Consider the following 17,891-nt stretch of genomic DNA (forward strand, 5'->3'; position numbering starts at 1 on the left):
AAAAAAAATGCGCAACTGCGCTCATTTTCACCATCTCGCACAAAAAAACGCAATATCGGACTCTTTTCATCCAACAGTACAGCGTGATCTGATTTTTGTAGGATAAAATAGAGGAATATAGATATGCATACCCGATTAGGATCGACTAGCCATGCAACTAAATGCTCAACAACAAGCCGCCCAGCGCAACCTCTCCTATCTTCTTGCTGAGAAGATAGGCCAGCGGATCCTGTCCGGTGAATATCAGTCCGGCAGCATTCTGCCGGGGGAACTCGAACTGGGTGAGATCTATGGCGTCAGCCGCACCGCTGTACGTGAGGCGGTAAAAATGCTGGCGGCCAAAGGTATGCTGCTACCGCGTCCGCGCATTGGTACGCGCGTCATGCCAAGCAGCAGCTGGAATTTTCTCGATCAGGAGCTGCTGACCTGGTGGCTGACCCGAGAGAATTTTGAACACGTCAAAGATCACTTCCTGGTGCTGCGCAATGCGCTGGAGCCACAGGCCTGCCTGCTGACGGCGCTGCACGCCAGCGGCACCGATAAAGCCGCTATCAATAACCTGATGCATGAAATGCGCGAGCTCAATAGCCATTTTGATCGCGAACGCTGGATTCGGGTCGATGTACAATTCCACCAGCAAATCTACAAGGCCAGCGCTAACCCGTTCCTGACCTCGTTCTCCAACTTGTTCAACTCGGTCTACCAAAGCTACTTCCGTTCGGTAACCGGTAATGAAGTCGTCAAGCTGGAGCAGCACCAGGCGATCGTCGATGCCATCCTCGCCGGCGACGCCCAGGGGGCCTATGTGGCCTGTCAGGGTCTGCTGGGTATAGACGGAGCCTAACACTCGACGGAAAACTTATGACCCAGACCGCCCGGAGTATGGCTGGCCTGCCCTGGATTGCGGCAATGGCTTTTTTTATGCAGGCGCTGGATGCCACTATCCTGAATACCGCACTGCCCGCCATCGCCCGCAGTCTGGCCCGCTCCCCGCTGGTGATGCAGTCTGCCATCATCAGCTATGCCCTGACGGTCGCGATGCTGATCCCCATCAGCGGCTGGATAGCCGATAGACTGGGGACGCGGCGCGTTTTTATTGCCGCCGTCTCGCTATTCTCGTTTGGCTCCCTGCTGTGCGCACTGTCCGGCTCACTGGAGATGCTGGTCGCCTCTCGCGTGCTACAGGGCATCGGCGGAGCGATGATGATGCCGGTTGCCCGTCTCGCGCTCCTGCGTGCCTATCCGCGCGATGAGCTGCTGCCGGTACTCAATTTCATCAGCCTACCCGGCTTGGTGGGACCCGTACTCGGCCCTTTGCTCGGCGGCTGGCTCGTCACCTATGCCACCTGGCACTGGATTTTCCTGATCAACATCCCGATTGGCATCATCGGCATCCTCTATGCCCTGCGCTATATGCCTGACTTTACCGCCCCTACCCGCGGCTTTGATATGCTTGGCTTTATGCTATTTGGCCTGGGGCTAGTGCTGCTCTCATGTGGCATGGAGCTATTCGGTGAACAGGCGCTACCGCAGCCCTATGCCTGGGGGGCATATTGGCGGGCCTCGGCTCGTTGCTACTGTATATCCTGCACGCTCGGCGCCATCCTCACCCGCTTATCGCCCTGCCGCTATTTCGTACCCATACCTTCTCCGTCGGCATCGTAGGCAACATCGCGTCACGCCTGGGTACCGGCTGCATTCCCTTTCTGATGCCGCTCATGCTGCAGGTAGGATTCGGCTACAGCGCCATTATCGCGGGCTGTATGATGGCACCGACGGCGCTGGGATCGATGCTGGGTAAATCGCTGGTTACCGGCGTACTGCGCCGTCAGGGATATCGTAATACGCTGGTTGGGGTGACGCTGATTATCGGTCTAACGATCGCGCAGTTCTCCCTACAGAAGCCTGAAATGCCCCTGTGGCTGCTGATCCTGCCGCTGTTCCTGCTGGGGATGTTTATGTCCACCCAGTTTACCGCAATGAACACGATTACCCTGGGCGATCTGAGTGACCAAAATGCCAGCGCGGGCAACAGCGTACTGGCGGTAACCCAGCAGCTCTCCATTAGCTTTGGCGTTGCCGTCAGCGCCGCGGTGCTGCGCTTTTATGATACTCAGATTGCCGGGTCACTGGTGGATCACTTCCACTATACCTTTATTACGATGGGCGCCATCACCCTACTGTCAGCTAGCGTATTCCTGTTACTCCATCCCAAGGATGGCGACCACTTGCTGAAGGGCCGCCGCGTCTCGCGTCGGCGCGATGCGCCTCAGCCGTGATGGACCGCGACCGAACCTCGCTCGATAAGCTGGGGCGTTAAGACCAGCGTCTGTGGCTCCCGCGTAGGATGCTTCAGGCGGTGTACCAGCGTATCGACGGCCAGCTCGCCCAGCTCATCCTTGGGCTGATGGATCGTCGTCAACGGCGGCGACATATAGCGCGCCAGCTCAATATCGTCATATCCGACGACCGCGACATCGTCGCCCACCCGCAGTCCGGCTTCAAACAGCACCTGATATACGCCGACGGCCATCGCGTCATTGCCGGTAAACAGCGCATGGGGCGGCGTCGGTAGCGCCAGCAGCTGTTTCATCGCCTGCACTCCGCCGGCAAACTCGAAATCGCCAAATAGGATGTACTCCGGCGGTACCGGCAGCGCCGCCTGTTTCATTTCATACAGAAAGCCCTCAAGACGCTGGCGAGAGGGGGACTTATCCTTAGGGCCAGCCAGACAGGCTATGCGGGTATAGCCGCGTTCGATCAGATGACGAGTCGCGATTTGCCCCCCCAGGAAGGAGTTGTCCTGGATGATATCGTTCTGACCATCGAACAGCGCCCAGTCCATCATCACCGTCGGCAGCGCGGGATAACGGGCAATCATCTCCTGCGCCGGCCGAAAATTCTCGGTGCACATCATCAGCAGACCGTCTACCCGCTTTTGCAGCAGCGTCTCCATACTCTGGCTCATGCGCGCCGGATCACCCTCGGTGTTACACAGGATCAGGCTATAGCCCCGCTCATAGCAGCTGCGCTCCACCCCGCGCACCACCTCAGCAAAAAAGGGGTTATTACTGGTGGTCACCAGCATCCCGAGCGTGTGCGTCTGGTTCATCTTTAAGCTGCGGGCCAGCGCAGAGGGGGCATAATTCAGCTGCTGAACGGCCTCCAGAACACGCTGACGCACGCTGTCGCTGACGAAGCGATTGTTATTGATGACATGGGATACGGTCGAGGTGGAGACGCCCGCGAGGCGGGCGACATCCTTCATGGTTGCCACGTACGATTACTCCTGATGCGTCTGCAGGAAGGCATCGATCTCACGGCGCCAAGGGACAGAGGGCTGCGCACCCTCGCGCGTCACGGCGATCGCCGCGGCGGCATGGGCAAAGCGCACGGCGGCAGACAGCGTATTCCCCTCCAGCAGAGCGGTTAGCAGCGCCCCGTTGAAGGTATCCCCGGCGGCAATGGTATCGATGGCGTTAACCCGAAATCCCGGGATCACCCCACCATGTCCCTCTTGGCTGACCCACACGCCGCGGCGACCGAGCGTGATCATCACGGTCGCAATACCTTTGCCATGCAATACGGCGGCGGCTTGGCGAGCGCTCTCATCGTCGTGAACCCGAATACCGGTCAGGCGTTCAGCCTCGGTCTCATTGGGGGTGATGACATCCACCAGCCGCAGCAGAGAATCCGGCAGCGTCCTCGCCGGTGCCGGGTTCAAAATCACCTTGGTCTGGTGCTCTCGGGCCAGCGCCGCGGCGGCTTCAACGGTCTCCAGCGGCGACTCCAGCTGCATCAGCAGCGCATCGGCCTGCGCCACCAGCGCCCGATGGCGGGATAGATACTGCGGCGTCAGCGCATGATTAGCACCGGCGTTAATACCAATGACATTCTCCCCATCCTGATTGACAAAAATCAGCGCCACGCCGGTGCTTTCGCCGTCGACGCGCTCCACGGCGTGAACGTCGATCCCATCACAGGCCAGCTGGGTTCGGATCCGTTCGCCGATATCATCGGCGCCAACACAGGCAATAAAGGCAATATCCGCGCCGCTGCGCCCGGCGGCAACGGCCTGATTGGCCCCTTTACCGCCGAATGCCACCTGATACCCCTGTCCGGTTAAGGTTTCACCGGGGCGGGGAAAATGTTCGACCTTAAGAATGTGATCGGCATTGATACTGCCTAATACGACCAGTTTGCCTGTTTGCATATTCTGTATTCCTACTTATCTACCGCCGCCGGTATTCCAGCGGCGGCGTTGCCCGGAGGGTCTCCCGGCGCGTTACTTGGTGACCAGCTTCAGCTCAACCGGAATGTTTGCCGGCACTTTTTCCCCTTTGATGACCTTATCCGCGGTCTCGACGCCGATCACGCCGATCTGCTCAGGCTGCTGCGCGACAGTGGCCCCCAGCTTACCGCTCTGTACGGCTTTTTCACCATCTTGGGTTCCATCAAAGCCCACGACCAGCACATCGCCGCGGCCCGCCGTCTGCAGCGCGCGCAGCGCGCCGAGCGCCATTTCATCATTCTGCGCGAACACGGCCTGAACCTGCGGGTGCGCCGTGAGCAGGTTCTGCATGACGTTCAAACCCTTAGTACGGTCAAAGTCGGCTGGCTGGCTGGCCAGTACGTCAAACTTATGGGCGACGACCGCCTGTTTAAAGCCTTCGCCACGCTCACGGGCGGCCGAGGTTCCAGCGATCCCCTCCAGCTGGATGATCTTAGCGCCGGCCCCCAGCTTCTGGGCAATAAAGTCCCCGGCCAGCTTGCCGCCAGCGACGTTATCAGAGGCGATATGGCTAACCACGCTACCTTGGCTGGCCGCACGGTCAAGGGTGATCACCGGGATATTGGCCTGATTGGCCATTTTTACCGCGTTACCCACCGCATCAGAGTCCGTCGGGTTAATCAGCATCAGCTTAGCGCCGCGCACGGTCAGATCCTGTACGTTGGCCAGCTCTTTGGCCGGGTTGTTCTGTGAATCCAATACCACCAGCTTGTATCCCAGCTTGTTGGCCTCTTTCTGCGCGCCATCCTTCATCGACACAAAGAACGGGTTATTCAGAGTAGAGACCACCAGGGCAATGGTGTCCTGCGCCATGGCGTTGGCGCTCAGAGTGGCGCTCAGGGCCGCGGCGGAGATCAGGGTTGCCAGTTTTTTCATGTTCATCTCATCGATTCCTGTAGGTAAGGTTATTTATTGCTTTTGTTGTCTACCAAAACCGCCAACAGAATCACCGCTGCCTTGACGATCATTTGGTAGTAGGAGGAAACACCGAGTAAGTTTAGGCCGTTATTCAGGAAGCCAAGGATCAGGGCACCGATCAGCGTTCCCATAATCCGCCCTTTACCGCCGGCCAGGCTGGTCCCACCCAGCACCACCGCCGCGATCGCATCCAGCTCATAGCCGGTGCCGGCCGTCGGCTGCGCCGAGGAGAGCCGGGCGACCTCTATCACGCCGGCCAGCGCTGACAGCAAGCCGCACAGGGCATACACCGCAATCTTGACGCGATCGACGCTGATCCCGGACAGGCGCGTTGCCGCCTCGTTCCCCCCCAGCGCGTAGATATAGCGCCCGAGGCGGGTGTGATGCAGCATGTACCACGCCAGCGCAAAGACCACAATCATCAGCCAGATGGGCGTCGGCATCCCCAGTGGACGGCCGATACCAAACCAGCCAAACAGATCCGCCTGCGCAGAAAACCCGGTATTGACCGGACTGCCGTCGGTATACACCATCGTAACCCCGCGCAGCAGCAGCATCATCACCAGGGTTGCAATGAAGGCCTGAACCTTACCCTTGGCCACGATAACGCCGGTGCAGCCGCCAATCGCGGCTCCCAGCGCCAGCGCCGCGCCAACCGCCACCAGCGCATTCACATCCATCCCGACAATAGACGCCGCGACCGCGCCGGTCAGCGCCAGCAGCGACCCTACGGACAGATCGATGCCGGAGGTCAGGATCACCAGCGTCATCCCGACGGCCATGATGGCGTTCACGGAGGTCTGCTGCAGAATGTTGAACAGATTATTGACGGTGAAGAAATTGGGGCTCATGGAGGAGACCACCGCGATCAGCACCAGCAGGGCGATCAGCGATTTCTGCTCGACCAGCCAGACCTTGAGTCGGGCCTTGCTGAATCCGCCCTGGTTTGCAGTTACTTGGGTATTCATCGGGGATTACTCCTGCTTAACGCCGTATTGCTTGCCAACGGCCGCGGCCATCAGCACTTCTTGTGTTGCCTGTGCAATCGGGAACTCGCCGCTCAGCTGTCCGTCATGCATAACCAGGATACGATCGCTCATTCCCAGCACCTCAGGCATTTCGGAGGAGACCAGAATGATGCTCAACCCCTCCGCCTTAAACTGGTTAATCAGCTGATAGATCTCTTTTTTGGCGCCAACGTCGACGCCGCGCGTCGGCTCATCAAGAATGAGAACCTTGGGGCGGGTCATCAGGCCGCGGGCGATCGCCACTTTCTGCTGGTTTCCACCAGAAAGCAGACCGATAGCCTGATCCATCGATGGGGTCTTGATGTTGAACAGCGAGATAAAATCGCCGACGGCCTCCCGCTCTTCGCCATGCTTGAGCGAGCCGTTAAGGCGACTGAAGTAGCGCAGCGCCGTCAGTGACATGTTCTCCTTCACCGACATCCCCAGCACCAGGCCATCGCGCTTTCGGTCTTCAGAGATATAGACGATGCCGTTGGCCATCCCCTCCTGCGGAGAGCGCGTCTGAATAGGGTTTCCCTCCAGAGTGATACTCCCCTGGGTACGCGGCAGCGCGCCGTACAGGATCTTCATCAGCTCACTGCGCCCCGCGCCCATCAGGCCAGACACCCCCAGAATTTCACCGCTGCGCAGCGTAAAAGAGACATCCCTGACGCCAGGGCCTGATAGGTGACTGACCTGCAGGCGCAGATCGCCGGGCGCCTTATCGAGGCGCGGATACTGCTCCTCCAGCTTGCGCCCAACCATCATTTCAATCAGCGAATCTTCGCAGAGCCCACTGACGGGCCGCTCTGCGATAAACTGCCCGTCGCGGAAGACGGTCACGTCATCGCAGATTTCAAAGATTTCCTTCAGACGGTGCGAGATATAAACAATGCCGCGTCCCTGCGCCTTCAGCTCACGGATGACGCTGAACAGGGACTCCGTCTCGGTATCCGTCAGCGCATCGGTCGGCTCATCCATGATGATGACCCGCGACTCGAAGCTCAGCACCTTGGCTATCTCTACCATCTGCTGTTCGCCGATGGACAGATCGCCGACCAGGCGGCGGCTGCCGTAATCCAAATTCAAACGCGCCAGCAGCCTGTCCGCCTCGGCATACATTTTTTTCCAGTCAATGCGCCCCAGACGATGGGTAAACTCACGGCCCAAAAAGATATTTTCAGCGATAGTCAGCTGCGGGATCAGGTTCAGCTCCTGATGAATAATACCAATGCCGGCCTCCTGCGAAGACTTGGGACCGTTAAACGCCGTCTCTTTACCCAGGTAATGCAGCGAACCGGCATCTTTCTGATAGATCCCGGTCAGCACTTTCATCATGGTAGATTTGCCAGCGCCGTTCTCCCCGACCAGCGCCATCACCCGTCCGGGATAGACATTCAACGAGGCGCCGGACAGCGCCTTCACGCCGGGAAACGATTTATCGATTGCGGTTAAAGCCAGTAACGGTTGCATAATGGCCTCAAAAGGTCACGCCGGCATACAGCAGTACATTGGCATAGGGTGAACACTCTCCGCTGCGGACGATGGCCTTACTCTCACCGCTCAGCGCCTTAAACTGATCGTGGGAAACATAGTCGATATGAATCGCGTTGCCCTGCGTCTGCGCCACCTGCTGCAGCCACGCCACCAGCTGCCGGTGAATATCAGGATTAGCCTCAACCATCTCCTGCGCCAAAACGGCACGCTCAACCTGCATTTCCGCCGTGATCGTCTCAATAACCTGCATAAAACGCGGGATGCCATGGGTCAGCGCCAGATCGATGCGCTGGATACCGTCAGGAACCGGCAGCCCGGCATCACCAACCGTCACGCTGTCCGTATGGCCGAGACGGGAGATCAGGGCTGAAAGTTCAGAATTTAATACCGTGCCTTTTTTCATTGCTCGCTCCACCAGCGAAACGTTTCGCTATCCGCTAAGTGTAGAGGTATGGCTTGGCTGAACAAAGCAAAAAATAAAAAAATGTGATCGTAATCGAAACGTTTCGCAGTAAAAACGATTCAGCTAAACAGTAATTTCAACGAGAAAGGGCGCCGTTAGGCGCCCTTTTACACGTTATCCCGTTTAACGGGTCAGATTTCAACCTGGGTTCCCAGCTCGATAACCCGATTAGGTGGGATCTCAAACTGATCGGCCGCCTGCAGCGCATTGCGGCTCAGCGCCATAAACAGCCGGCCTCGCGCCTTGAGATACCAAGGCCGGTGTCCCAGCAGCAGCGACTCATGGGACATGAAGAACGACGTCTCCATAATCCGGCAGGAGAGTCCCTCGAGACCGCAGCGGTGGAAAATCTCCTCAACGTTCGGCGTTTCCTTAAAGCCATAGCTGGCCACCACCCGCCAAAACGTCGGCGACAGCTGTTCGAGAGTGACGCGACGCACGTTATGAACATAGGGCACATCTTCGGTACGCAGGGTCAGCAAGATCACCCTCTCATGGAGCACCTTGTTATGTTTCAGGTTATGCAGCAGCGCCAGGGGAATGACGTTCACCGCCCGCGACATATATACCGCGGTTCCCTGCACCCTGACCGGAGGCGACTTCTCCAGCGAGGCGATCATGGCCTCCAGAGAGTTTCCGTGCTCATGCAGGCGACGCAGCAGACGAAAGCGTTCGCTTTTCCAGGTTGTCATGACGATAAACATCATCAGCCCCAGCGTCAGCGGCAGCCAGCCGCCGGAGAGTATCTTCATGGCGTTGGCACTAAACAGCGGTATATCGATACACAGTAGGCATACCAACAGGATCCCGACCAAGAAACGGTTCCAATGCCAGTTTTTAAAGGCGACGGTGCAGGAGAGAATACTGGTCAGCACCATCGTACCGGTAACGGCGATACCATAGGCCGCCGCCAGATTGCTGGAGCGCTCAAAGCCGACGATCACCAACACCACGCTGATATACAGCGCCCAGTTAATGGCCGGAATATAGATCTGACCGGCCTCCATATCCGACGTATGAATAATACGCATCGGCGGCAGATAACCGAGCCGTACCGCCTGGCGCGTCAAAGAAAAGACGCCGGAAATCACCGCCTGCGACGCGATGACCGTGGCGAGGGTAGCCAATACCAACAGCGGGATCAGCGCCCAGTCAGGCGCCAACAAAAAGAAGGGATTCTTTATCGCCGATGGATCGTTAAGCAGCAGCGCTCCCTGACCAAAATAGTTCAGCATCAGCGAGGGGATCACAAACAGAAACCAGGCGAGGCGGATCGGACGTTTACCAAAGTGGCCCATGTCGGCGTACAGCGCCTCGACCCCGGTGATCGACAGCACCACGGCGCCGAGGGCAAAAAAGGCCAGCGCCTTATAATGGATAAAGAAGTTGATAGCCCAGCGCGGATCCAAGGCGTGCAGCACCTGTGGATTGGCGAGAATACTGCGCGCCCCTAAGATCGCCAGCGCTAAAAACCACAGCACCATCACCGGCGCAAACAGGCGGCCAATGCTGCCGGTACCGTGTTTTTGGATACAAAACAGGACCGTCAGCACCAGAACAGAAAGCGGAACGATGTAGGGATCCAGCGACGGGGCGGCAATTTCAAGCCCCTCAATAGCTGACATCACGGAGATCGCCGGGGTGATAACCACCTCGCCGTAGAAGAAGCTACCGCCAATCAGCCCCAGAATCACCAGGGTAGCCGTTATCCGCGCCGGCGTATTGCGGCCAGCCAACGACATCAGGGTCAGGATCCCCCCTTCGCCTTCGTTGTCGGCCCGCATCACAAAGGTCAGATACTTCAGCGAGACAATCAGGATCTGCATCCAAAAGATCAGCGAGAGGAAGCCAAAGACGATCTCAGGCTTCACCTCAAATCCATAGTGCCCGGCAAAACACTCGCGCAGGGTATACAGCGGACTGGTGCCGATATCGCCATACACGACGCCGATAGCGGCCAGCGTCACCGTAGTCAGTGAACGTTTCTGTTCTGTACTCATATCATTTTTCGTTTGAAATTTCCGTCAGCCATCAATGCGCCAACATCCCGAGCGCAGATAAAGGTTGCACAGTATGCATAAATACCCATGTATTCCCACTGTAAAACCCGCAAGAATATCGTTGATTATGTAACAAACAGCATGTGACGCCGCCGCGTTGCCGGTGAATATCTCCCCGATGGCCGTGAATGAAAATAAAAGCTGGTCATACAGGTTATAAATGGATACAACAAAATCATCCATGTCATGAATAGAGAATATTATGACGCAACCTCGCCAATTGGCCGAACGTATTTCACGACTGAGCCAGGCGCTGGAGTCTGGACTGTATGAGCGGCAGCAGGCGGTACGCCTGTGTCTGCTGGCTGCGCTGTGCGGCGAAAGCGTCTTCCTGCTCGGGCCGCCGGGCATTGCCAAGAGCCTGATCGCCCGGCGGCTTAAGTTCGCCTTTCGCAATGCGCGCGCCTTTGAGTACCTGATGACCCGCTTCTCCACCCCGGAAGAGGTGTTCGGCCCCCTCTCTATTCAGGCCCTGAAAGATGAAGGACGCTACCAGCGCCTGACCCAGGGCTACCTGCCGGAGGCCGAAATCGTCTTTTTAGATGAGATATGGAAAGCGGGCCCGGCCATTCTGAATACGCTGTTGACCGCTATCAACGAACGCCGTTTCCGTAACGGTGATCGGGAAGAGGATATCCCGCTGCGCCTGCTGGTTACCGCCTCTAACGAGCTGCCAGACGCTGACGGAGGGCTGGAGGCGCTGTACGACCGCATGCTTATCCGCCTCTGGCTCGATAAGGTGCAGGAAAAAAGTAATTTTCGCGCGCTGATCAATAGCCATCAGGATGAAAACGCCAACCCGGTTCCCGACAGTCTCAGCATCGACGGCGACGAGTTTCAACGCTGGCAGCAGCAGCTGAGCGGCGTAACGCTGCCGGATAACGTCTTTGATCTGATATTTCAGCTGCGTCAGCATATCGACACGCTGGAAAACGCCCCCTATATCTCCGATCGGCGCTGGAAAAAAGCCGTACGCCTGCTGCAGGCCTGTGCCTTTTTCAGCGGCCGCGACGCCGTCGCACCGCTCGATCTGATCCTGTTGAAAGAGTGCCTGTGGCACGATCTTTCCTCACGTCAGCTGCTGAACCAGCACATCCAGCAGATCATGACGCAGCAGGCCTATCGGCAGCAGACGCTGCTGCTGCAGATCCAGCGGCTAGAGGGCCAATGGCTGCAAAGCCAGCGGACATATCAGCAGAACCGCGCGCTGACGCTGCGGCATAAATCTGCGCTGTTTAACCACCGGGCTCACTATACCCTGCCGGCAGATCTCACTGCGCCGCAGCTCACGCTGCTGCTGCTGCAGCCGCTGCGCCTGCACGATATGCAGGTCACCCACCTCTCCGTTGAAACCGCGGCGCTGACCCGCTGGCTGCAAAAAGGCGGCGAACTGCGTGCTCGCCTCAACGGTATCGGCTTTGCCCTGGCCGTTGACGTCGACATTAATCCACAGCATCAGCTGGAGATCCGCGATATCAGCCATCAATCCAGCCTGCTGAGTCTGCCTGACGGTACGCGCCAGCAGGCGGATCCCGCCATTCTGGCCGGCCTTGAGGAGATCAGACAAACGCTGCGCCAGCAGCGCCAACAGTTTGCCGGGCAGCAGCCCTGCCTGTTTGTCTGCCGCGAGTGGCTGGCTCAGATAGAGGCCAGCCTACTGGAGGTGGATGAACAGATTAATGCGCTAGCCGCTCGGCTACAGGGAGAGACTCTCTGACATGCCGTCACTTGAGGCCGTCGAAGCTTTTCTGGTCATGAATGAAAGCGAGCTGCTGCAGGACTTTCTGGTCGGGCTGATGGCCGCCCCCCAGCTGGCGGTCTTTTTTGAAAAATATCCGCGCCTGCGCAAGCTCATCGATCGCGAATGGCCCGCCTGGCAGCGCCGCCTGCGTAAACGGCTCCACGACACCAGCGTGCCCGACGATCTGGCGCAAGAATTTACGCTGTATCAGCACCAGCTCCTGCTGGGCAGCGGCGAGTTCTTCCGCCGCTTACCCGCAACCCTGGCCGCGCTGGATAGCCAGGGATCTCCGTTTAGCCATAAAGCACGCCAGCTCTGTCCTGATGGGCAGATCACCCACAGCGACAGCTTCCATACGCTGTTTTTACAGCAATGGCGCCTGAGCCTGGTCGCCCGTACGCTGACGCTCCACCACCAGGTGATGGAGCAGGAGCGAGAAATGCTGCAGCAAGAGCTACAGCAGCGCATGCAGCTCAGCGGCGCGCTGGAGCCAGTGCTGGTGGAGAATGAAAATGCCGCGGGCCGCCTCTGGGACATGAGTCGGGCACCGCCGCATCACGGTGACTATCAGCTGCTGGTTCAGTACGGTGACTTCCTTGCCGGCCAGCCAGAGCTACAGCAGTTGGCTGAACGGCTGGGACGCAGCCGCGCCGCCGATCCTCAGGATCACGCCGACAGTCAGCAGGAGATCCGCCGCGTACTGGTACGCGAGCCGGCCGTGATGCCTGAAGAGGTCAGCGGGATCCATCAAAGCGATGAGATCCTACGCATGATGCCCAGCGAGCTGTCGCTGCTGGGGCTCAGTGAGCTAGAGCTGGAGTTTTACCGCCGTCTGCTTGAAAAGCGCCTGATGACCTACCGTCTGCAGGGGGATGCCTGGCGTGAACAGCAAATTCAGCACAGGGTAACGTACCGACACCAGCAACAGCAGCCCAAGGGGCCGTTTATCGTCTGCGTCGATACCTCAGGTTCGATGGGAGGGTTTCATGAGCAGTGCGCCAAGGCGTTCTGTCTGGCGCTGATGCGCATCGCCCTTGCCGATAATCGCCGCTGCTACATCATGCTGTTTTCTACCGCAATCGTGCAGTATGAACTGACCGCCGACAGCGGCATTGATCAGGCGATTCGTTTCCTCAGCCAGCGCTTTCGCGGAGGAACCGATCTGGCGCGCTGCCTAGCTCAAACCTGTACGCTGCTGCAGCAGCCGGCCTGGCAGCAGGCGGATGCGGTCGTCATTTCCGATTTTATTGCCCAGCGGTTGCCGGAAGAGACGCAGGGGGTGATAAGCCAGCTGCAAAAACAGAATGGCCACTGTTTTCACGCAGTGGCCATGTCGCCACATGGCAAGCCCAGCATAATGAAAGTCTTTGATTATATTTGGCGCTTCGACAGCGGGATTAAGGGGCGCCTGCTGCGTCGCTGGCGCCACTAAGCGATAGCGTTTTAGAGAATAGCCTGCACTCGCTGGCGAATCTCCTGCGGCCACACGCCGCACTGCACCTGACCGATATGCTGCTGCTGCAGCAGCAGCATCACCAGACGGGATTGGCCAATGCCGCCGCCGATGGTCTGTGGCATCTCCCCGCGCAGCAGTGACTGATGCCACTCCAGCGCCAGACGATCCTCATCGTCCGTCAGCGCCAGCTGACGCTTCAGCGCCTTGGCATCCACGCGGATCCCCATGGAGGAGAGCTCAAAGGCATCGCCCAGCACCGGGTTCCACACCAGAATATCGCCGTTGAGCCCACCGAAGCCCTCGGCGCCCAGCGACGTCCAGTCGTCATAGTCCGGCGCGCGAACATCATGGGCCTGACCGTTTGACAACCGACCGCCGATCCCGATCAGGAACACGGCGCCCAGCTCACGGGTAATCGCGCGCTCACGGCCTTTGGCATCCAGATCCGGATAGCGGCGCAGCAGGGTCTCACTGTGTACAAAATGGATTTCCGCGGGTAAAAACGGCGTTAAACCATACTGCGCGCACACTTCCGCCTCTGTTGTTTTCATCGCGGCGTAAATGTGGCGCACCGTCTCCTGCAGATAGGTCGGAGTACGCTCCCCATCGCCCATCACGCGCTCCCAGTCCCACTGATCCACGTACACCGAGTGGATCGCGGATAGACGATCCTCATCGGGACGCAGCGCCTTCATGTGGGTATACAGCCCTTCTCCCGGCGCAAAGTCATACATTCCCAGCGTCTTACGTTTCCATTTAGCCAGAGAATGCACCACTTCAAAGGTCTCCTGCGGCAGGTTCTTCACCTTTACCTGCACCGCCTTCTCATGACCGGAAAGGTTATCCTGCGTGCCATCGCCCAATCGACTCAGGATCGGCGCCTGCACTTCAATGAGACCGAGACGCTGCTCTAGCTGACGAGAGAAATGCGCCTTAACAAAGCTGATCTGCTGCTGTTTTTCAATATAGGATTTTTTCATTGTTGTACTCACTACCCGTCTGTCCTGTTGGTATTGATTAAGCAACAGATGCGACGATGAATTCAATAATCAACAACAAATATTGCCTTATTGGTTTTAATCGATCATTTTATGGCGGATATAATTGAATTTTATCTAAAATAGAAGGTGAAAAATGGCAGAAATTTATCCGATCGATAATCTCGATCGCGGCATCCTCAATGCGCTGATGCAAAATGCCCGTACGCCTTATGCTGAGCTGGCAAAAAACTTTAACGTCAGCCCGGGAACCATCCACGTACGGGTCGAAAAGATGAAACAGGCCGGCGTAATTACCGGCGCCTGCATACAGGTCAGCCCGAAGATGTTGGGCTACGACGTCTGCTGCTTCATCGGCATCATTCTAAAAAGCGCCAAAGACTATCCGGCTGCCCTGGCGCGTCTGGAAAGTCTGGATGAAGTGGTCGAGGCCTATTACACCACCGGTCACTACAGTATTTTCATTAAAGTGATGACCAAATCTATCGAGGCGCTGCAGCACGTACTTATCAACAAGATCCAGACCATTGATGAAATTCAGTCTACTGAAACGCTGATCTCCCTGCAAAACCCGATCATGCGCGACATCAGGCCCTGATCCGGATCGAGTTATCCGCATTCACACCCAGATTATCCACAGCTAGATCCCAGCAAATTCGCAGCGTACAATAGCCCGTCCAAATCATTCGCTGGGATCATCATGGCAAATATCACCGTTATCAGCGGCAGTACCTTAGGCAACGCCGAGTATGTCGCCGAACATCTGGCCGAAAAGTTAACTGAACGGGGTCATGGCGTGCAGGTGCTGCACGGTCCAGATCTGGATGAGCTGCCCCTGCAGGGTATTTGGCTGGTGGTGACGTCAACGCACGGCGCCGGAGAGCTACCGGACAACCTGCAACCGCTGTTTGAACAGATAGAGACCCAGCAGCCGGATCTCACCGGGATCCATTTTGGCGCCGTCGGTATCGGCAGCAGCGAATATGACACCTTTTGTGGCGGGATCGCGATCGTCGATCGCATTCTGATCGCATTTGGCGCTCAGCGCCTCGGTGAAATGCTCAAGATCGATATCCAGCGCTGCGATATTCCAGAGGATCTTGCCGAGGAATGGCTGATCGCGTGGGAAAAACTTATCCAATGAGTACGTTTTTTGCCCACTTGGTCTGTGTATAAGTCTTGTTATAAGCAGTAAAAAACCGGTAGTTATCCAAATAACAAGCCATGGCCATTTTTGCGCCTGTGCATAACAACCAATAAAGATCCCAGCTTTTACGGTCTGGGATCACCGATCTTCCACAGTAAATGATCCTGCGTAGTAACTTGATCCTTATTGAGAAATTCGTGTTATCCACAAAGGATCGCGATCCTAATAGAAGATCTAATAAAGAGATCTTTAAATAAAAAAGATCTTTTAAATACTGGGCGGAGGATCCACGATCCACGTAGGTTGGACCTGCGCCTAAACTTGAGTAGAATCCCCACCCCTAGGCAAATAACGATCGTTGAGAGCCTTTCGGTTAGCGCGAGGTGTAGTACCATGTTTTACCCCGATCCCTTTGACGTCATCATCATCGGTGGCGGCCATGCCGGTACCGAAGCGGCCATGGCCTCTGCCCGTATGGGCCGCCAGACCCTGTTATTAACACATAATATCGATACGCTCGGACATATGTCCTGCAACCCAGCTATTGGCGGTATCGGTAAGGGGCACTTAGTAAAAGAGGTCGATGCCCTGGGGGGTCTGATGGCTCAGGCGATCGACAAAGGCGGGATCCAGTTTAGGATCCTCAACGGCAGCAAGGGACCCGCGGTACGCGCAACCCGAGCACAGGCCGATCGCGTACTGTATCGTCAAGCGGTACGCATGGCGCTGGAAAATCAGCCCAACCTGATGATCTTTCAACAGGCCGTAGAGGATCTGATCGTTGAAAACGATCGCGTCGTCGGCGCAGTTACCCAAATGGGGCTAAAGTTCCGTGCAAAAGCCGTGGTTCTCACGGTCGGCACATTCCTGAACGGCAAGATCCATATCGGTCTGGAAAACTACAGCGGTGGTCGCGCTGGCGATCCGCCCTCTATCGGACTGGCCCGTCGCCTGCGCGAATTACCGCTGCGGGTAAACCGCCTGAAAACCGGCACACCGCCGCGTCTTGACGCGCGAACCATCGACTTCAGCGTGCTCGCGCAGCAGCACGGCGACAACCCGGCGCCGGTATTTTCTTTCCTCGGTGATGCCAGCCAGCATCCGCGCCAGGTACCGTGCTATATCACGCACACCAACGAACATACCCATGAGGTGATCCGCAGTAATCTGGATCGCAGCCCGATGTATGCCGGGATCATCGAGGGGATCGGCCCACGCTACTGTCCGTCGATCGAAGATAAGGTGATGCGCTTTGCCGATCGTAATGCGCACCAGATCTTTTTGGAGCCGGAGGGACTGAGCAGCAATGAGATCTACCCTAACGGGATCTCCACCAGCCTGCCGTTTGACGTTCAGATGGCCATCGTACGGTCGATGGAGGGGATGCAAAATACCCGCATTGTGCGTCCGGGCTACGCGATTGAATATGATTTCTTCGATCCGCGAGATTTGAAACCTACCCTGGAGAGCAAATACATTCAGGGGCTGTTCTTCGCCGGTCAGATCAACGGCACCACCGGCTATGAAGAGGCGGCGGCGCAGGGTCTGCTGGCAGGCCTGAACGCTGGGCGCTGTGCCGCCGATGTAGACGGCTGGGCGCCGCGTCGCGACGAGGCATACCTTGGCGTGCTGGTGGATGATCTGTGTACTCTGGGCACCAAGGAGCCCTACCGCATGTTCACCTCACGGGCGGAGTACCGCCTGATGCTGCGTGAAGATAACGCCGACCTGCGTTTGACCCCGATAGGCCGTGAGCTGGGTCTGGTAGACGATGTGCGCTGGGCGCAGTTTAACCAGAAGCTGGAAAATATGGAGCGTGAACGCCAGCGCCTACGTGAAACCTGGGTACACCCGCAGGGTGAACAGGCGGCAGAGGTGAACGCACTGCTAAAAACCCCGCTGTCGCGCGAGGCCAGCGGTGAGGATCTCCTGCGTAGGCCGGAGATGGATTACGCCACGCTGACCTCGCTGTCTCCGTTCTCCCCGCCGCTGGCGGATCGTCAGGCGGCTGAGCAGGTGGAGATCCAGGTTAAATACCAAGGTTATATCGCCCGCCAGCAGGACGAAATTGAAAAGCAGCAGCGTAACGAAAATACGCGGCTGCCGGCCGACTTGGACTATCGTCAGGTCAACGGCCTGTCCAATGAGGTGATCGCGAAGCTTAACGACCATAAACCCAGCTCTATCGGTCAGGCATCGCGGATTTCCGGCATTACGCCCGCGGCGATCTCGATTCTGCTGGTGTGGCTGAAGAAGCAGGGAATGCTGCGTCGCAGCCTGTAGCGGCGCGCCCATAGGCCGCCAAGCAGCGGC

General features: G+C 57.5%; 14 protein-coding genes and 1 pseudogene. 7 read left to right on the top strand and 8 right to left on the bottom strand.

The features are described 5' to 3' along the window. The first annotated feature begins 151 nt into the window (after nt 1-151). The gene (locus BRD58_RS00230) at nt 152-844 is read left to right on the top strand and encodes a FadR/GntR family transcriptional regulator (RefSeq protein WP_015462580.1); all 693 of its coding nucleotides are present in this window, start codon (nt 152-154) and stop codon (nt 842-844) included. A gap of 17 nt (nt 845-861) precedes the next feature. Next, nucleotides 862-2,279, top strand: a pseudogene (mdtD, locus tag BRD58_RS00235) (multidrug transporter subunit MdtD). Here mdtD and rbsR read toward each other — a convergent pair. The 7 genes from rbsR to kup form a co-directional block, all read right to left on the bottom strand. Further along, nucleotides 2,270-3,277, bottom strand: a complete 1,008-nt coding sequence (gene rbsR, locus BRD58_RS00240) for a ribose operon transcriptional repressor RbsR (protein ID WP_012850305.1) — start codon at nt 3,275-3,277, stop codon at nt 2,270-2,272. The pseudogene mdtD and the gene rbsR overlap by 10 nt on opposite strands. A gap of 6 nt (nt 3,278-3,283) precedes the next feature. Then, nucleotides 3,284-4,213, bottom strand: coding sequence for a ribokinase (gene rbsK, locus BRD58_RS00245; RefSeq protein WP_012850306.1), 930 nt, complete (start codon nt 4,211-4,213; stop codon nt 3,284-3,286). Nucleotides 4,214-4,285: 72 nt separating this feature from the next. Then, on the bottom strand, nt 4,286-5,173 hold the full coding sequence (gene rbsB / locus BRD58_RS00250) for a ribose ABC transporter substrate-binding protein RbsB (protein ID WP_012850307.1): 888 nt from the start codon (nt 5,171-5,173) through the stop codon (nt 4,286-4,288). Between the two features lie 23 nt (nt 5,174-5,196). Beyond that, nucleotides 5,197-6,177 carry a ribose ABC transporter permease gene (gene rbsC / locus BRD58_RS00255; protein ID WP_012850308.1) on the bottom strand — a complete coding sequence of 327 codons (981 nt, stop codon included), beginning with the start codon at nt 6,175-6,177 and terminating at the stop codon, nt 5,197-5,199. A 6-nt stretch (nt 6,178-6,183) separates the two neighbouring features. Then, nucleotides 6,184-7,689: a ribose ABC transporter ATP-binding protein RbsA gene (rbsA, locus tag BRD58_RS00260; protein WP_012850309.1), complete on the bottom strand. Its 1,506-nt coding sequence runs from the start codon at nt 7,687-7,689 to the stop codon at nt 6,184-6,186. A gap of 7 nt (nt 7,690-7,696) precedes the next feature. Then, nucleotides 7,697-8,116: a D-ribose pyranase gene (gene rbsD, locus BRD58_RS00265; protein ID WP_034168617.1), complete on the bottom strand. Its 420-nt coding sequence runs from the start codon at nt 8,114-8,116 to the stop codon at nt 7,697-7,699. A gap of 191 nt (nt 8,117-8,307) precedes the next feature. Beyond that, nucleotides 8,308-10,176: a low affinity potassium transporter Kup gene (gene kup, locus BRD58_RS00270; protein ID WP_012850311.1), complete on the bottom strand. Its 1,869-nt coding sequence runs from the start codon at nt 10,174-10,176 to the stop codon at nt 8,308-8,310. Nucleotides 10,177-10,438: 262 nt separating this feature from the next. Between kup and ravA the strand changes: the two genes are divergently transcribed. After that, nucleotides 10,439-11,953 carry an ATPase RavA gene (gene ravA / locus BRD58_RS00275; protein ID WP_073381356.1) on the top strand — a complete coding sequence of 505 codons (1,515 nt, stop codon included), beginning with the start codon at nt 10,439-10,441 and terminating at the stop codon, nt 11,951-11,953. Between the two features lies 1 nt (nt 11,954). Further along, entirely contained in the window at nt 11,955-13,409 is a 1,455-nt protein-coding gene (gene viaA, locus BRD58_RS00280; RefSeq protein ID WP_073381359.1) for an ATPase RavA stimulator ViaA, read from the top strand. Nucleotides 13,410-13,420: 11 nt separating this feature from the next. On the opposite strand, the gene asnA is transcribed toward viaA, so the two are convergent. Next, entirely contained in the window at nt 13,421-14,413 is a 993-nt protein-coding gene (gene asnA / locus BRD58_RS00285; protein WP_012850315.1) for an aspartate--ammonia ligase, read from the bottom strand. 154 nt (nt 14,414-14,567) lie between these two features. Here asnA and asnC point away from each other — a divergent pair, with 154 nt between their 5' ends. The 3 genes from asnC to mnmG all read left to right on the top strand — a co-directional run bounded on the left by asnC (nt 14,568) and on the right by mnmG (nt 17,861). Then, nucleotides 14,568-15,029, top strand: a complete 462-nt coding sequence (gene asnC, locus BRD58_RS00290; RefSeq protein ID WP_012850316.1) for a transcriptional regulator AsnC — start codon at nt 14,568-14,570, stop codon at nt 15,027-15,029. Between the two features lie 102 nt (nt 15,030-15,131). Continuing rightward, entirely contained in the window at nt 15,132-15,575 is a 444-nt protein-coding gene (gene mioC / locus BRD58_RS00295; RefSeq protein ID WP_069579573.1) for an FMN-binding protein MioC, read from the top strand. Nucleotides 15,576-15,971: 396 nt separating this feature from the next. Further along, nucleotides 15,972-17,861, top strand: a complete 1,890-nt coding sequence (mnmG, locus tag BRD58_RS00300) for a tRNA uridine-5-carboxymethylaminomethyl(34) synthesis enzyme MnmG (protein ID WP_012850318.1) — start codon at nt 15,972-15,974, stop codon at nt 17,859-17,861. The last annotated feature ends 30 nt before the right edge of the window (nt 17,862-17,891 follow it).

It is taken from the genome of Edwardsiella piscicida (genome assembly GCF_001896205.1).
Lineage (GTDB): Bacteria > Pseudomonadota > Gammaproteobacteria > Enterobacterales > Enterobacteriaceae > Edwardsiella > Edwardsiella piscicida.

Bases quoted from the DNA above. Each gene is read 5' to 3' on its own strand.
- BRD58_RS00230 (WP_015462580.1), top strand. From the start codon at position 152: ATGCAACTAAATGCTCAACAACAAGCCGCCCAGCGCAACCTCTCCTAT.
- rbsK (WP_012850306.1), bottom strand. From the start codon at position 4,213: ATGCAAACAGGCAAACTGGTCGTATTAGGCAGTATCAATGCCGATCAC.
- rbsB (WP_012850307.1), bottom strand. From the start codon at position 5,173: ATGAACATGAAAAAACTGGCAACCCTGATCTCCGCCGCGGCCCTGAGC.
- rbsC (WP_012850308.1), bottom strand. From the start codon at position 6,177: ATGAATACCCAAGTAACTGCAAACCAGGGCGGATTCAGCAAGGCCCGA.
- rbsA (WP_012850309.1), bottom strand. From the start codon at position 7,689: ATGCAACCGTTACTGGCTTTAACCGCAATCGATAAATCGTTTCCCGGC.
- rbsD (WP_034168617.1), bottom strand. From the start codon at position 8,116: ATGAAAAAAGGCACGGTATTAAATTCTGAACTTTCAGCCCTGATCTCC.
- kup (WP_012850311.1), bottom strand. From the start codon at position 10,176: ATGAGTACAGAACAGAAACGTTCACTGACTACGGTGACGCTGGCCGCT.
- ravA (WP_073381356.1), top strand. From the start codon at position 10,439: ATGACGCAACCTCGCCAATTGGCCGAACGTATTTCACGACTGAGCCAG.
- viaA (WP_073381359.1), top strand. From the start codon at position 11,955: ATGCCGTCACTTGAGGCCGTCGAAGCTTTTCTGGTCATGAATGAAAGC.
- asnA (WP_012850315.1), bottom strand. From the start codon at position 14,413: ATGAAAAAATCCTATATTGAAAAACAGCAGCAGATCAGCTTTGTTAAG.
- asnC (WP_012850316.1), top strand. From the start codon at position 14,568: ATGGCAGAAATTTATCCGATCGATAATCTCGATCGCGGCATCCTCAAT.
- mioC (WP_069579573.1), top strand. From the start codon at position 15,132: ATGGCAAATATCACCGTTATCAGCGGCAGTACCTTAGGCAACGCCGAG.
- mnmG (WP_012850318.1), top strand. From the start codon at position 15,972: ATGTTTTACCCCGATCCCTTTGACGTCATCATCATCGGTGGCGGCCAT.